Origin of the sequence: Sphingopyxis sp. (assembly GCF_035944815.1) — a bacterium.
GTDB lineage: Bacteria > Pseudomonadota > Alphaproteobacteria > Sphingomonadales > Sphingomonadaceae > Sphingopyxis.
This window is the reverse complement of the sequence record NZ_DASZAU010000009.1, coordinates 770,695-785,428: the sequence shown is the minus strand read 5'-3', so window position 1 is coordinate 785,428 and position 14,734 is coordinate 770,695. Positions and strand designations below refer to the sequence as shown.

Here is a 14,734-nt window from a genome sequence, read left to right as displayed (position 1 = left end):
TATGGCCTATCTCGACACCGACGACGGCGGCCGCGTCTATTACGAATATCACCGAGCCCCCAAATTGCCCGTCGTGCTCGTCCACGGCTGGGGCATGTCGGGCGACTATTGGGCATCGGCGGTCGAGGCGCTTCTCGCCGACGGCCATGCCGCTATCACGATCGACCATCGCGGTTGCGGCCGGTCCGACCGCGACTTTGCCGACATGTCGATCGACGCGATCGCGCGCGATGTCGCCGCGATCGTCGACCGCTGCGGCGCGCCGCGCGTCGCGCTCAACGGCTGGTCGCTCGGCGGCGCGGTGGTCGTAGCGGCGGCCGGACTGCTCGGCGAGCGCGTCGCGGGGATCGTCCTCACTTGCGGCGCGTCGCCGCGCTATGTGCAGGGCGAGGGCTTTCCGCACGGGGGCACGGCGGAAGATGTATTGGGCATCGGCGCCGCGATTACGGCCGACCGTCCCGGCTTCTTCCGCGCGCTCGCCGAGGGCGCGTCGGGCGAAGGCGCGAGCGAGGCGATGATCGGCTGGGTCGAGCGCGGCTTCATCGCGACGGGTCCGCGCGCAAGCACCACCCTCGCCTGTCTCGCAACGCTCGATCAGCGCGACCTGCTCGCCTCCTTCGCCTTTCCTGTCCTGTCGATCGGCGGCGTCAGGGACACGATCGCCGATCCGGCGATCGCGGGCTTTGCCGCCAACTGCGCGCAAAACGGCACGCTGCTGACGATGGATACCGGCCACTCGCCGCAACTCGAGGCGCCGACCGCCTATAACGACGCCTTGCTCGCCTTCATAAGGACGCTAGCCTGATGACCACCGCGCCGCTCGACGATCTGGCCGCCCTGCTCGCGCCGCTGCATACCCCCTTCACCTGCAAGTCGCTGAAGGCGCCGAACCGCTTCTGCATGGCGCCGATGTCGCGCTATTTTGCACCGGGCGGCGTGTTGACCGGCGACGGCGCCGAATATTACCGCCGCCGCGCCGCCGCCGGGATCGGCACGATCATCACCGAGGGCACCGGTGTCGCCATCGACCACACCGTCGCCGCCGACACGGTGCCGATCTTCGCGGGCGATACCCCGCTTGCCGCATGGAAGGGCGCAGTCGACGCGGTGCATGCCGAAGGCGGCATGTTCGTTCCGCAACTATGGCATGTCGGCGGCTGCATCGATTTCAACTTTCCCGACTCCCCGCATGCAGAGCTCGTCAGCCCGTCGGGCTTTGCCGGGCCCGATGTGCCCGGCGGCCGCGCGATGACCGACGAGGATATCGCGGACACGATCGCCGCCTTCGCCGAATCGGCGCGTGCGGCCAAACGGATCGGCTGCGATGCGATCGAGCTCCACGGCGCGCACGGCTATATTTTCGACCAATTCTTTTGGGACCGGACGAACCTGCGCGGCGATCGTTATGGCGGCCCCGACATCGCCGACCGTGCGACCTTCGCGGCCGAAGTCGTCGCCGCCTGCCGCGAAGCCGTCGGCGAGGATTTCGCGATCATCATGCGCGTCTCGCAGTGGAAGACCTATGATTATGACGTCAAACTCGCGCGCGACCCCGACGAGATGCACCGCTGGCTCGATCCGATGGTTCGCGCCGGGGTCGACATCTTCCACGCCTCACAGCGCCGCTTCTGGGAACCCGAATATGCGAGCGACCCGAAAAATCTGGGCGGCTGGATCAGGGAGGTCACCGGCAAGCCGGTCATCACCGTCGGGTCGGTCGGCATGGACCGCGACCTGATGCAGGATTTCGTCGAGGGCATTTCTTCGCCGATGCTGGCTCGACTGGAGGACCTTGTCGCGATGTTCGACCGCGGCGAGTTCGACCTCGTCGCGCTCGGCCGCGTGCTCCTCGCCGACCCCAACTGGCTGGAAAAGATCGAGCAGCGCCGTATCGACGAGTTGACCGCCTACGACCGCGCTATTGCGCTCGCGCAATATGAGCATGATTGACGTCCGCGCCGGAATACCGGTTCTGTACGCCCGAAGGCCTTATTGAGCCTGTCTCGCCAGCCAGCCCGTCAAGCCCGTGGGCCGCGACCGATGCGTTGGTCCCGACCATTGGAATCGCGCGCGAGCATTCACCATACTCGCCGATCGGCCGTCAGGCGGCGGCGAAGAAGCTGTCCAGTTCGGCGAGCAAAAGGTCCGGCACCTCTTCCTGGGGACTATGTCCGCACGGCAGCGCGCGTCCGCGCATATCGACCGCCCTCGGCCGCCAACTTTCCATGACGTCGAACAGTTCGCCCACCGTGCCCCGCTCGCCCCACAACAGCAACAGCGGCGCCTCGATCCGTCGGTCGGCGTCGGCGGCGTCATGATCGAGATCGATGCTCGCCGCGGCACGATAATCCTCGCAGATCGCATGGCGCGTCGCGGGATCGCGATAGCAGCGACGATATTCGGCAACGACGCGCGGATCGAGCGAACCCTCGACCTTTATCTGGCCCGCGAGATGACGGTCGAGGAAATGGTCGGGATCGGCCGCGATCATCCGTTCGGGCAGGTCGAACGGCTGGATCAGGAAGAACCACCAGAAATAGCGCGTCGCAAATTCCTTGCTCGTCTGCGCATACATCGTCGCCGTCGGCGCGATGTCGAGCAGGGCGAGCCGCGCAACGCGGTCCGGATGGTCGAGCGCCATCCGGTGCGCGACGCGCGCGCCGCGATCGTGCGCGACGAGGTCGAAGCGGTCGAAACCGAGCGCCGCCATCACCGCGACCTGATCGGCCGCCATCGCACGTTTCGAATAGTTCGCGTGCGCGGGATCGCCCGGCAGTTTCTGGCTGTCGCCATAACCGCGGAGGTCAGTCGCAACGACGGTAAAACGTTCGGCCAGCGCGGGGGCGACCTTGAACCAGGTCAGGTGCGTCTGCGGATGACCGTGGAGCAGCAGCAGCGGCGGTCCCGATCCGCCGATCGCCGTGCGGATGCGCACTCCATCGGCGTCGACATCCTGCCAGCGGAAGCCCGGCATCAGTTCGGGATATTCGGGGCTAGGGCTCATCGCTGCCAGCATTCATAAGCCAAGGCTTGCGGCCGAGATAGGACTTCTCGAACGCGCGGATCTGTTCGGCGTGCGTCAGCGTCTCGCCGATCCGGTCGAGCCCCAGCATCAGCGCGCGCCGCGCCGCCGGGTCGATGTCGAAATCGCCCGCATAGCCGCCCGCCTCGATCCGCTGCGCCTCAAGGTCGACGGTCATATCGCCGGCGCGGTCGTCGAGTTCGCCCACCAGCGCCGCAACCTGTTCGGGCGGCAGCGACAGGAGGAGAAGGCCATTATTGGCCGCATTGTCGGCAAAGATCGCTCCGTAAGAGGAACCGATGATGCCGCGAATGCCATATTGGAGCATTCCCCACACCGCATGTTCGCGCGACGATCCGCAGCCGAAATTGGGTCCGACGAGCAGGAAGCGCGTAGTTGCCATATCGTCGCGATTCAGGATAAAATCGCCGCGTACCGCGCCATTTTCGTCGAAACGCAGGTCATGGAAAAGACCGATGGCGAGCCCCGATCGATCGATGCCCTTCAGAAACGCCTTCGGCATGATGACGTCGGTGTCGATATTGGCCGCCGGCATCGCCGCCACGCGCCCCGACAGGCGGAGAAAACGCTCCATCAGGCGGCCCCCTCGGCAGCGAGCGTCCGGACGTCGGCGAGCCGCCCCGTGACCGCGGCGGCGGCGACCATCGCCGGGCTCATCAGGTGCGTCCGGCCGCCGATCCCCTGCCGCCCCTCGAAATTGCGGTTGGTGCTCGACGCACAACGCTCGCCGGGCGCGAGGCTGTCATCGTTCATCGCAAGGCACAGCGAGCAACCCGAGCGGCGCCATTCGAAGCCCGCCTCGATGAAGATGCGGTCGATCCCCTCTTCCTCGGCCGCGCGGCGCACACCGCTGCTGCCAGGCGAAATCATCGCGCGCACGCCGGGCGCGACCTTACGACCCTTCAATATCCGCGCGGCATCGCGCAGGTCGCTGAGCCGGGCATTGGTGCACGACCCGATGAAGGCGCGGTCGATCGCGATATCCTGCAGCGGGGTGTGCGGCGCGAGATCCATATAGGCCATCGCGCGCACCGCGTCGGCGCGGCGTTCGAGCGGCAGTTCGTCGGGATCGGGCACGACGCCGGTGATCGCAAGCGACTGGTCGGGGCTGGTGCCCCAGCTCACCATCGGCGGAATCTCGCCGGCGTCGAGCCTGACATCCTTGTCGAAACGTGCACCGGGATCGCTGCGCAGTGCCTGCCATTCGCTGCGGGCCTGCGCGAGCAACGCCGCCGAGGGCGCACGCGGACGACCCGCTATATAGTCGATCACCTTGTCGTCGGGCGCCATCAGCGCGACGCGCGCGCCGCATTCGACCGCCATGTTGCAGATCGTCATACGCGCCTCGACACCCAGTGCCTCGATCGCCGTCCCCGCAAACTCGACCGCATGGCCCGCAGCGCCGTCGGCGCCGATCCGGCGGATCACCTCCATGATCAGGTCCTTCGCCGTGACCCCCGGTGCGAGCATCCCGTCGATCGCGATCCGCATCGTCCGCAGGCGGCGATAGACGAGCGTCTGCGTCGCCAGCAGATGTTCGATATCCGACGTGCCGATGCCGAATCCGACGACGCCGAAGGCGCCATAGGTGGTCGAATGGCTGTCGCCCGCGGCGATCACCATGCCGGGCAGCACCAGCCCCTGTTCGGGCATTACGACATGTTCGATGCCCTGGCGCGGGTCGAAGAGGTCGAATATCTCGATCCCGAAATCGCGGCCGTTTTCGCCGAGATATTCGATCTGCCGGCGCGCGCCGTCGTCCAGATGTCCGGCATTCCGGTCGGGGTTGGTCGAATTGACATGATCGACCACGCCGAGCGACGCGGCGGGGCGCCAAGGCGTCCGGCCGGCCTCGCGCAGGCCGCTGAACGCCTGGGGGCTTGTATATTCGTTGAGCACCGTTCTATCGATATAGAGCAACAATCGTTCGCCGGCGCCGCCAGATTCGCCGAAAGATAATATGCGGTGTTCGTCGACGATCTTATCGTAAAGCGTTTTTGGCGCCGACATTCTTCTACCCTTCACTGCGGAATCGCAGGTGGGGCTTACCGTGCGCGGCTCGAACGAAGCCAATGCCGGGACAGTATCAATTGATGCGACGAGTGGACTGCAAATGGATATCATGTGGCTCGAGGACTTCATCAAGCTTGCCGATGAAGGCAATTTTTCCCGCGCGGCCGAAGCGCGCAACCTGACCCAGCCGGCGTTTAGTCGCCGCATCCGGGCGCTGGAGGATTGGGTCGGTGCGACGCTGGTCGATCGCGACACGCACCGGATCGCGCTGACCGAGGCAGGTCAGGCGTTCCGTGTGCTGGCCGAGGAGATATTGCGCCGGCTGACGCTGGGCCGCGACCATGTCCGCGAAATCGGCGGGACGCTCAGCAACGAAATCCGCTTCGCATCGACCCATGCGCTGTCGACCAGCTTTTTCCCCGCATGGCTCCGCAGCCTCCACGACGGGCATGAAGCCGGGACGATCACCCTGATCGCCGACCATATGGTCGCCTGCGAACGCTTCATGCTCGAGGGCAAGGCCGATTTCCTGCTGTGCCATCACCACACCGCCGCCGCGCACCGCCTCGACCCCGCGGGCTTTACCTCGCTGGCGCTCGGCGAGGATGTGCTGATGCCGGTGACCGCACCGCTGGGCGATGGCGCGCCGACGCATGTGCTGCCGGGCAGCGCGGACCAGCCGCTGCCCTATCTGGAGTTCGAGGAAAAGTCGGGCATGGGCCGCATCCTGCAGGCGGCACAGGTGATCTCGGCCGGATCGGCGGCGCTGCGGACGGTCTTCCGCTCGCATATGGCGACCGCGCTTCTTTCGATGGCCCGCGACGGACGCGGGGTCTGCTGGGCGCCGCTCAGTCTCGCGGGCCCCGACCTTGAAAGCGGCCGCCTCGTCGCCGCCGGCGATGCGCGCTGGCATGTTCCGATCGAAATCCGGATCTACAAACCCATCGCGCGGCGAAGCCCGAGCGTCGAAGCCTTCTGGACCATGCTCAAGAACCGGCTGAAGGCCGAAGCCGCCTGACGCGCGACGTAATAATGCTGCGCAGACGCCGCTTACGCCGCACGAATGATTCTATGTCGAACCGGCATTGGGATCGATCGCCGCATGTCCATAGACAGGCTGGGCCCTTGCACTAACCGACGAACGGACGGCTTTGGCAGGGTTCAGGGCGGAGAAAAAATATGATCCAGGGACCGGCAACGGCTGTCGCAAACGGCAAGCTCAGAATTTCCACATCGCTTTTCGCACTCTCCCTTTGCGTCGGCCTCGCGGGCACGGCGCAGGCACAGGAAACGGTGGCACCGACCGAGGAACAGGCAATCGACGGCGGCAGCGATATCGTCGTCACCGGCTCGCGCATCGGCCGCCCGGTACTCGACCTCCCGACGCCCGTCGGCGTCGTGACGTCGGATGCCCTCGACAATAATAACGCCCAGTTCGACATCGGCCGTGCGCTCGCACAGCAGCCGTCGATCGGCTTTTCGGGCAGCATGCAGCAAAGCCAGCAGTCGGGCGCTTCGGGCTCGCGCGGCGAGAATAGCGGCGGCCTCGCACTCGTCGATCTGCGCAGCCTCGGTTCGAACCGCACGCTGGTGCTCGTCAACGGCAAGCGCCGCGTCGCCGGCGCCACCGACAGCACGGCCATCGACCTCAATTCGATCAACCCCAACCTGATCGAGCGGATCGAAGTCATTACCGGCGGCGCGTCGGCAATTTATGGTTCGGATGCCGTGTCGGGCGTGGTCAACATCATCCTCAAGGATGATTTCGACGGCGTGCGCCTGTCGTTCAACGGGTCGCAGCCGACACGCGGCGGCGAAGGCCTGACCTATGGCGCCAGCCTTGTTGCCGGCATGAACTTCGGCGAAGGCCGCGGCAACATCACCGTTGCGGGCGACTATACCAAGGTCAAGGAAATCACCCCGCGGCAGGCCGACATGAAAAATTATGTCGCGATGCTCAATCCCGCCGACACCGGCCCCGACGACGGCATCCCCGACCTGATCGTCGTCCCCGGCGGCGAAGCGCTGCGTTTCTCGGGCTATGGCGTGGTCGGTTTCGGCGGCGACACCGGCGGGCTCGGCCGCTTCGTCTTCAACGACGACGGCACGCCGCGCCCCTTTCCGACGCCCAGCCTGACCGACGGCAGCCTGTTCGGCATTTTCGACAATTGCGGCGTCGCCTGCTTCCGTTTCGACGATTCGATCTCGATCGTCCCCGATATCGAACGCTATAACCTCAACCTCAGCGCCCATTATGATTTCAGCGACAGCGTGCGCGGCTATTTCGGCGTCGATTACAACAATACGTCGAGCTATGGCCGCGGCCAGCCGGTGATCCGGTCGGGCGTCGCGATCAACGTCGCACAGAACGCCTATCTGAACGAGGATTTCCGGCAGGACCTGCTTGCCGCCGGCGCGACCACGCTGCGGCTCGACCGCCTCTATACCGACGTCGGCCTGCGTTACAGTCAGGTCGACCGCAACAGCCTGTCGTTCGTCGGCGGATTCAAGGGCGAGTTCAAAACGGGCTTCGCCGACCTTCGCTACGACATCTACGGCACCTATGGCCGGACGAAGGCGAAGTTCATCGGCTACAATCGCCTTGTCGTCCCGAACCTGCTCGCCGCGCTCGACGCGGTCGTCGACCCCGGCAGCGGCCAGATCCGGTGCCGGATGGACGTGCCGGCCCTGCAGCCGGTCGGCTATGTCCGCCCGAACATCCAGGGCAGCGCCCCCTGTTCGCCGTTCAATCCTTTCGGATCGATCGCGAGTTCGCAGGACGCCCGCAACTTCGTGAAAGCGACGACGGTGTCGGAGGCGTTCATCCGGCAGACGACCGCGGGCTTCTCGCTCGCCGGCGACACCGAGAAGTTCCTGACGATGCCCGGCGGCGGCGCGGTCGGCTTCGCGCTCGGCGCCGAATATCGCAAGGAACGCAACGGCCGCACGACCGACCCGCTGGTCAAGGCGGGCCTCACCAACCAGGCGGCGACGCAGGATTATGAGGGCGGCTATCACGTCACCGAATTTTTCGGCGAGCTCAGCGTGCCGATCCTGACCGACATGCCTTTCTTCAAATTGCTGTCGGTCGAAGGCGCGGTTCGCCACGCCGATTACAGCCATGCCGGACAGGCGACGTCGTGGAAAGCGGGCGCGATCTGGGAGCCGACCGACGGCCTGCGCCTGCGCGCGACGATCAGCCGCGCGATCCGCGCACCCAATATCTTCGAAGCCTTCCGCCCGAGCGAGGGGCAGACGACGAACGTCAACGACCCCTGTGCGCAGACCAACCTCGGGCTCAACCCGAACCGCGCCGCCAACTGCGCCGCGCTCGGCCGCCCGGCGGGCTTCACGCCGCTCAACGGCGGTGTCGGGGTGCCGTTCATCGTATCGGGCAACCAGAATCTCAGCCCCGAAGTGTCGGACAGCTGGACCGCAGGCATCGTGCTCACGCCCAACTTCCTGCCCGGGCTCCAGATTTCGGCCGACTGGTTCAACATCGAGATCGACGATGCGATCAGCTTCCTGAGCCCGCAGCAGATCGCCGAAAATTGCGTCGACCGTGCGGGCGGCCCCGATCTCGACCTCTGCGCGCTGATCACCCGCGAATCCAACCCCGCCAGCCCGAACTTCTTCGGCATCACGACGGGTAACAGCACCTATGTGAACACGTCGAAGCTGGAAACGTCGGGGCTCGATACGCAGCTCTTTTACGCACGGCCGGTCGGCGGGGGCCGCATTTCAGCGAACCTCGCCTTCACCTACCTGCACCGCCTCCGGACCTACACCTTCCAGTCGCGACCCGACCTCTACACCGTGCTCGAAGGCTTCTATGGCTACCCCAAATATAAGGGTGTCGTCGGGCTGACCTACAGCAATGGTCCGCTGACGGTGGGTTGGCAGGGGCGCTATCAATCGAGCCAGGCGCTGACCGACATTTCGCCGGGGATCAGCCGCGAACTGCTGTCGCCCGACCGGACGGGATCGCGCTTCTACAACGATATTTCGGCATCCTACACACTGTCCATGAACGGCAAGCAGGAAGCGAAATTCTCGTTCGGCGTCACCAACCTCTTCAACGAAAAGCTGCCGGTGATGGAATCGGTTCAGGTGATCGACCCGTCGGGGGGCGGGTTCGATCAATTCGGTCCCGTCGTCCGGGTCGGGCTCGAAGTGAACTTCTGATCCCGACCGACAGGGTGAGGCCCGCGTGACATTCCCGCGCGCGGGCCTCATGTCGTTTTCGAAGGAGAATCCACCTTGGCCGGTCAGGAAGGCGCGATCATCAGTGCCGAAACCATCCGCCCTTCCCGGCAGAGGGGCTTCCTCGGCGTCGTCGAACGCGTGGGCAACCTGCTGCCCGACCCGACGATCATCTTTCTCTACCTGATCGTCCTACTGATGATCGTGTCGGCGATCGGCGCAGCGCTCGGGTGGAGCGCTTCGCTGCCCTATTCGGGCAAGGAGGCGCCCGCGGGCGCCGAACTGGCGGGCGGCATGCTCACCTATCGCGCGTCGAGCCTGTTCTCCGCCGACAATATCGCGCGGCTGTTCACCGAAATGCCGCGCACCTATGCCAGTTTCACCCCGCTCGGCATCATCCTGACGATCATGATGGGTGCCGCGGTGGCCGAGCGTTCGGGCCTGTTCTTCGCGCTGATCCGCGGATCGCTGCGCGGGACGCCTCGCCGCTACATGACCCCGATCATCGCGGTCGTCGGTATGGTGTCGCACCACGCCGCCGATGCCGCCTATGTCGTGCTGATCCCGATGGCCGCGATCCTTTTCGCTTCGGTCGGGCGCCATCCGCTCGCCGGAATCGCCGCCGCGCTCGCCGCCGTTTCGGGCGGCTATGCCGGCAATATCATGCCCGGCCAGCTCGACGTGCTGTTGTTCGGCTTCACGCAGGAAGCCGCTCGTATCGTCGAACCCGGCTGGACGATGAACCCGCTCGGCAACTGGTATTTCATCCTCGGCATCGTCGTCTTTTTCACGCCGATCATCTGGTTCATCACCGACCGCGTCGTCGAACCCCGGCTCGGGACCTGGAACGAGGAAGTCGACGAAGAGCTTCGCGCCGATCTCGAAAAGGGCGAGCTCAGCGATGCCGAACGGCGGGGGCTTCGGCGCGCCGGCATCGCCGCGCTGTTGGTCTCGGCGCTGTTCGCGGCGCTCTGCCTCTGGCCCGGTTATACGCCCTTTATCGATCAGGACGCCGAAGGTCCGATCCGCTTGCAACCACTCTACGCATCGATGATCGCGGCGCTGTTCCTGATGTTCCTGCTCACGGGTATCGTCTTCGGCCGCACCGTCGGTACGGTCAAAAATTCGAACGACGTGATCGCGATGATGCGCGAGGGCGTAAAGACGATCGCGCCCTATCTGGTCTTCGTCTTTTTCGCCGCGCACTTCGTCGCGATGTTCAACTGGTCGGGCATCGGCCCGATCATCGCGATCGGCGGCGCCGAAAAGCTTCAGGGCCTGAACCTGCCGCCGGCGCTGCTTCTCGTGTGCGTGCTGCTCCTTTCGTCGATGATGGACCTGTTCATCGGATCGTCCACGGCGAAATGGAGCGTGCTGTCTTCGGTCGTCGTGCCGATGTTCATGCTTCTCGGCATCAGCCCCGAAATGACGACCGCCGCCTATCGCATGGGCGACAGCTACACCAACATCATGACCCCGCTGATGAGCTATTTCCCGCTCGTCCTCGTCTTTTGCCAGCGGTGGGACAAGTCGATGGGGGTCGGATCGCTGCTTGCGCTGATGCTGCCCTATGCGCTCTGTTTCATGGCGACAGGGATCATGATGGTCGTCGCGTGGGTAGTGTTCGACCTGCCGCTCGGACCGCATGCGCAGGTTTTCTATCAGGTCGCAGCGCACGCCGTACCATGAGGAAGACGATGACGAATTTCGCCGGACGACATGCAACCATGTCCAATAAGCATTGGGGTCGGCCCGATGTCGCTCCTAGCCTGACTTCGCCGCTGCGCCAGGAGGAGCGTCCCCATGTCCGTTGACCTGACATCGCTCGAAGCCGACATGACCGCCTGGCGCCGGCACATCCATCAGCATCCCGAACTCGGATTTCACGAAGACGGCACGGTGCGCTTCATTCTCGACCTGCTCGAGGATTTCGGGGTCGACGAGGTTCACGCGGGCATCGGGGGAACCGGGATCGTTGCGACGATCCGGTCCGGATCATCGGAGCGCGCGATCGGCATCCGCGCCGACATCGACGCGCTGCCGATGACCGAACTCACCGAATCCGATCACAAATCCTGCACCCCCGGCGTGATGCACGCGTGCGGCCATGACGGGCATACGACGATGCTGCTCGGCGCCGCGAAACACCTTGCCGCCACGCGCAATTTCGACGGCGTGGTGCACCTGATCTTCCAGCCCGCCGAGGAGTCTCTCGGCTATCAGGGCCCCGGCGGCGACCCCGACGGCGGCGCCAGCGCGATGATCCGCGACGGGCTGTTCGAGCGCTTTCCGATGGAGGCGATCTTCGGGGTCCACAACCGCCCCGGCATCGCCGCCGGCAAGCTCGCCGGGCGCGCGGGCGCGCTTTACGCCGCCGCCGACAAGTTCGAGATCGTCGTCACCGGCAAGGGCGGCCACGCCGCGCGGCCGCACCTGACGATCGATCCCGTGCTGGTCGCGGCGCAGATCATCGTCGCGGTACAGAGCATCGTTGCGCGCAACACCGATCCGATGGACGCCGCCGTGGTGTCGATCTGCAAGGTCGAGGCGGGCACCGCCTTCAACATCATCGCCGACGAAGCGCGCATGGGCGGCACCGTCCGCACCCTGTCGCGCGCGAGCCAGGACGCGACCGAGCAGCGGCTGCGCGACATCGTGACAGGGGTTGCCGCATCGTTCGGCGCGACCGCCGAACTCCATTATGAGCGCGGCTATCCTGCCCTCCACAACCCGGCCGACCTTTACGCGAGGGTTCGCGACATCGCGATCGGCGTCGTCGGGCCCGACCGCTTCGTCGACCTCGACACGCCGGGCATGGGGGGCGAGGATTTCGCCCGCTATCTCGACGTCGTTCCCGGTTGCTTCCTGCTGCTCGGCAATGGCGACGAGGGGCCGGGTGCGGTGATGCTCCACAATTCGCACTATGCCTATGACGACAGCATTTCGCCGACGGGTGCGGCGCTGTGGGTCGCGCTGGCCGAAAATTTCCTGCCGAAATAAACAAATCCCGGAGACCGTCCCGATGCGCCGTTCGATTGCCGCCCTGCTCCATGGTTCCGCCGCACTGTGGCTTGCAGCGGCGCCGACCGCGCAGGCGCAGGAACGGGTGAGCATTTATCGCGACGATTTCGGAGTGCCACATGTGCAGGCCGAAACATCGGGCGCGGTGATGTTCGGCGCCGGCTACGCGATCGCGCACGATCGGCTCGCCGCGATGGAACTGGCGCGGCACAATACGCAGGGGCGCCGCGCCGAACTGGTGGGCGCATCGGCGATCGAAACCGACAAGGTGATGCGCGGCCGCAAGCTGTCCGACGCCGTGCTGATGCAGCGATACAAGGCGCTCGCGCCCGAGCACCGCACCATGATCCAGGCGATGGTCGACGGCATCAACAAGCGCATCGACGAAGTGAACGCCGATCCCGGCCGCCTGACGCCGCTCGAATTCATCCGCTGGGGCATCAAGCCGACGCGCTGGAGCCTGACCGAATATCTCGCGCTGATTACCGCCGCGCCGCTCGGCCGCGACACCTACGAGATCCGCAATCTCGAATTTCTGAAAGCGATGACCGACCGTCATGGCGCGGAAAAAGCGTGGCAGATTTTCAACGACGTCGTGCCGATTTCCGACCCGGATTCGCCGACGACCATTCCGGCTGGCGACGATCTGGCCCCGGTGCGTCCGACCCCGGCACCGGTCCGTGCCCCGGTCCAGTTGCCCGGCGACAAGGATGCGGCGTCGGCGGCGGCTCAAAGTGCGCCCGCCGCGCCGGTGAAGGGCGCGAGCCGCTGTCTGGTCATCGGTCCCGAAAAATCGGCGAGCGGAAAGGTGCTGATGCTCGAGGCGACCGCCGACGGCCCCGAAATCCATTTGCACGGCGGCGGGTTCGACAATGCCGGGTTCGGTTCGACCGGCTGGGGCGTCCCGACGATGGGACGTGGCGCCCAGCATGGCTGGCTGCTCGTGTCGGGCAGCAGCGAGGCGGGCACGACCTTTGCCGAAAAACTCAACCCGAAGAACCGCTACGAATATTGGTACAAGGGCGCATGGAAGAAGATGGAGCACCGTACCGAGACGCTGAAGATCAAGGACGGCGCGCCGGTCACGCACGAGGTCGCATGGACGATCCACGGTCCGGTGATCGCGTGGGACGCGGAGAATGGCACCGCCTATTCGCAGCAGATGGGCGTCCACGGGCGCGAACTCGACACATGGGTGGCCTTCGCCGAAATGGGGCGCGCCAAAAGCCTCGCCGAATTCCGCGAAAAAGGGGTCGACCGGCTCGGCTGGAACCTCGGCGCCTGCTATGGCGGCGAGGATGGCACGATCGCCTATTTCGAGGGCGGCGCGCTCCCCAAAAAAGCCGCCGGGGTCGATCCGCGGCTGCCGACACCGGGCACCGGCGAATATGAATGGACCGGCTTCCTGACGCGCGACGAAAAGCCGCACATGATCGACCCGAAGCAGCATTATTTCATGTCGTGGAACAGCAAGGCCACCGGCTGGTCGCAGGAAGGCGACAATGCCCGCATCGGCGCGACCTTCCGCACCTGGCTCGGCGACCGGCTCGCCAGGAACGGCAGCGCGGTGACCCTGCTCGACATGCGCGAGTTCAACGGCAAGATTTTCAATGCGCTGGGTGCGGTCGACCGCAATCAGGCCGCGCCCGACTTTTTTGCGCCTTATGTTCGGGGGGCCATCGAAGCGAGCGACGACCCCGAGGTCAAGCGCGCCGGCGAATATATGCTGGGGTTCAACGGCCTCTATCAGGACCGCGACGGCGACCAGCGATATGACGATCCCGGCCTGACGCTATATCGCACCTGGCTGGAAGTCGCGCCGCGAACGCTGTTCGGCGACGATATGGGCGACTGGTGGAAGACGATCGATACCGATCGCTACCTGACCTATCAGTCGAGCCTGTTGCTGCGGGCGTTTCAGGGCGATGCCGCCGGCGCGCCGCTTGGCGTCGACTATTTCGGCGGGCGCGATCGCACTGCGGTGATGATCGACACGATCAAGGCGACGATCGCCGAGGTCAAGGCACGCTTCCCCGGCAAGGACATGGCCGAGTGGAAGCAGCCGATCTTCTGGAAGTATTTCGACGCATCGCTCGAAACCCCGGACCGTCCGCAGATGGCCGAGGACGCGCCCGAACGCCGCCTGTCTGCCGTGATGCGACTGGGGCCCACGATGGCGCCGCATAATGGCGGCGAAAGCTGGGTCGGGCTGATGGAGATCGGCGCGGACCGGCGCGCGCTCTATTCGGTCGTCGATGCCGGAGGGCAAAATCTGTTCATCGACCCTGATGGCAAGGGCAATCGGCACCTCGCCGACCAGACGATGATGCACGAGACCAATGAGCTCAAGAAGATCACGCTCGTCCCCGACGAAATCCGCAAGACGGCGACGTCGAGCGTGACGCTCGAATACAGCCCCCCGGCGCGCTAGCGGGCGGCGGCGGTGCATGCCCC

10 protein-coding genes are annotated in these 14,734 nt (G+C 65.4%); 7 read left to right on the top strand and 3 right to left on the bottom strand.

Annotated elements, in window-relative coordinates; all coding sequences use genetic code 11:
- Position 1 precedes the first annotated feature (1 nt).
- Positions 2–805, top strand: coding sequence for an alpha/beta hydrolase (locus VGU00_RS14375; RefSeq protein ID WP_327469608.1), 804 nt, complete (start codon positions 2–4; stop codon positions 803–805).
- The gene (locus tag VGU00_RS14370) at positions 805–1,950 is read left to right on the top strand and encodes a 12-oxophytodienoate reductase (protein ID WP_327469607.1); all 1,146 of its coding nucleotides are present in this window, start codon (positions 805–807) and stop codon (positions 1,948–1,950) included. Before VGU00_RS14375 ends, VGU00_RS14370 begins: the two co-directional genes overlap by 1 nt.
- Before the next feature lie 151 nt (positions 1,951–2,101).
- Here the strand turns inward: VGU00_RS14370 and VGU00_RS14365 are convergent, their stop codons facing one another.
- Genes VGU00_RS14365 through leuC form a run of 3 tightly spaced genes read right to left on the bottom strand, consistent with a single transcriptional unit; the run spans position 2,102 to position 5,053 of the window.
- A complete protein-coding gene (locus VGU00_RS14365; protein WP_327469606.1) occupies positions 2,102–3,004 on the bottom strand; it encodes an alpha/beta hydrolase in 903 nt (300 codons plus the stop codon).
- A complete protein-coding gene (gene leuD, locus VGU00_RS14360) occupies positions 2,994–3,617 on the bottom strand; it encodes a 3-isopropylmalate dehydratase small subunit (protein WP_327469605.1) in 624 nt (207 codons plus the stop codon). Before leuD ends, VGU00_RS14365 begins: the two co-directional genes overlap by 11 nt.
- Positions 3,617–5,053 (bottom strand): 3-isopropylmalate dehydratase large subunit, encoded by a 1,437-nt coding sequence (leuC, locus tag VGU00_RS14355; protein WP_327469604.1) that lies wholly within the window; start codon positions 5,051–5,053, stop codon positions 3,617–3,619. Before leuC ends, leuD begins: the two co-directional genes overlap by 1 nt.
- Before the next feature lie 103 nt (positions 5,054–5,156).
- Between leuC and VGU00_RS14350 the strand changes: the two genes are divergently transcribed.
- The 5 genes from VGU00_RS14350 to VGU00_RS14330 all read left to right on the top strand — a co-directional run bounded on the left by VGU00_RS14350 (position 5,157) and on the right by VGU00_RS14330 (position 14,711).
- On the top strand, positions 5,157–6,074 hold the full coding sequence (locus tag VGU00_RS14350; protein ID WP_327469603.1) for a LysR family transcriptional regulator: 918 nt from the start codon (positions 5,157–5,159) through the stop codon (positions 6,072–6,074).
- 161 nt (positions 6,075–6,235) lie between these two features.
- The gene (locus VGU00_RS14345) at positions 6,236–9,241 is read left to right on the top strand and encodes a TonB-dependent receptor plug domain-containing protein (protein ID WP_327469602.1); all 3,006 of its coding nucleotides are present in this window, start codon (positions 6,236–6,238) and stop codon (positions 9,239–9,241) included.
- A gap of 75 nt (positions 9,242–9,316) precedes the next feature.
- Positions 9,317–10,948, top strand: a complete 1,632-nt coding sequence (locus VGU00_RS14340; RefSeq protein WP_327469600.1) for an AbgT family transporter — start codon at positions 9,317–9,319, stop codon at positions 10,946–10,948.
- 114 nt (positions 10,949–11,062) lie between these two features.
- Positions 11,063–12,259, top strand: coding sequence for a M20 aminoacylase family protein (locus tag VGU00_RS14335; protein WP_327469598.1), 1,197 nt, complete (start codon positions 11,063–11,065; stop codon positions 12,257–12,259).
- A gap of 22 nt (positions 12,260–12,281) precedes the next feature.
- Positions 12,282–14,711 (top strand): penicillin acylase family protein, encoded by a 2,430-nt coding sequence (locus tag VGU00_RS14330; protein WP_327469597.1) that lies wholly within the window; start codon positions 12,282–12,284, stop codon positions 14,709–14,711.
- The last annotated feature ends 23 nt before the right edge of the window (positions 14,712–14,734 follow it).

What these genes read in the sequence shown, in the direction of transcription:
- VGU00_RS14375 (WP_327469608.1), top strand. Translation starts at nt 2, where the DNA reads ATGGCCTATCTCGACACCGACGACGGCGGCCGCGTCTATTACGAATAT.
- VGU00_RS14370 (WP_327469607.1), top strand. Translation starts at nt 805, where the DNA reads ATGACCACCGCGCCGCTCGACGATCTGGCCGCCCTGCTCGCGCCGCTG.
- VGU00_RS14345 (WP_327469602.1), top strand. Translation starts at nt 6,236, where the DNA reads ATGATCCAGGGACCGGCAACGGCTGTCGCAAACGGCAAGCTCAGAATT.
- VGU00_RS14335 (WP_327469598.1), top strand. Translation starts at nt 11,063, where the DNA reads ATGTCCGTTGACCTGACATCGCTCGAAGCCGACATGACCGCCTGGCGC.
- leuC (WP_327469604.1), bottom strand. Translation starts at nt 5,053, where the DNA reads ATGTCGGCGCCAAAAACGCTTTACGATAAGATCGTCGACGAACACCGC.
- VGU00_RS14330 (WP_327469597.1), top strand. Translation starts at nt 12,282, where the DNA reads ATGCGCCGTTCGATTGCCGCCCTGCTCCATGGTTCCGCCGCACTGTGG.
- VGU00_RS14350 (WP_327469603.1), top strand. Translation starts at nt 5,157, where the DNA reads ATGGATATCATGTGGCTCGAGGACTTCATCAAGCTTGCCGATGAAGGC.
- leuD (WP_327469605.1), bottom strand. Translation starts at nt 3,617, where the DNA reads ATGGAGCGTTTTCTCCGCCTGTCGGGGCGCGTGGCGGCGATGCCGGCG.
- VGU00_RS14365 (WP_327469606.1), bottom strand. Translation starts at nt 3,004, where the DNA reads ATGAGCCCTAGCCCCGAATATCCCGAACTGATGCCGGGCTTCCGCTGG.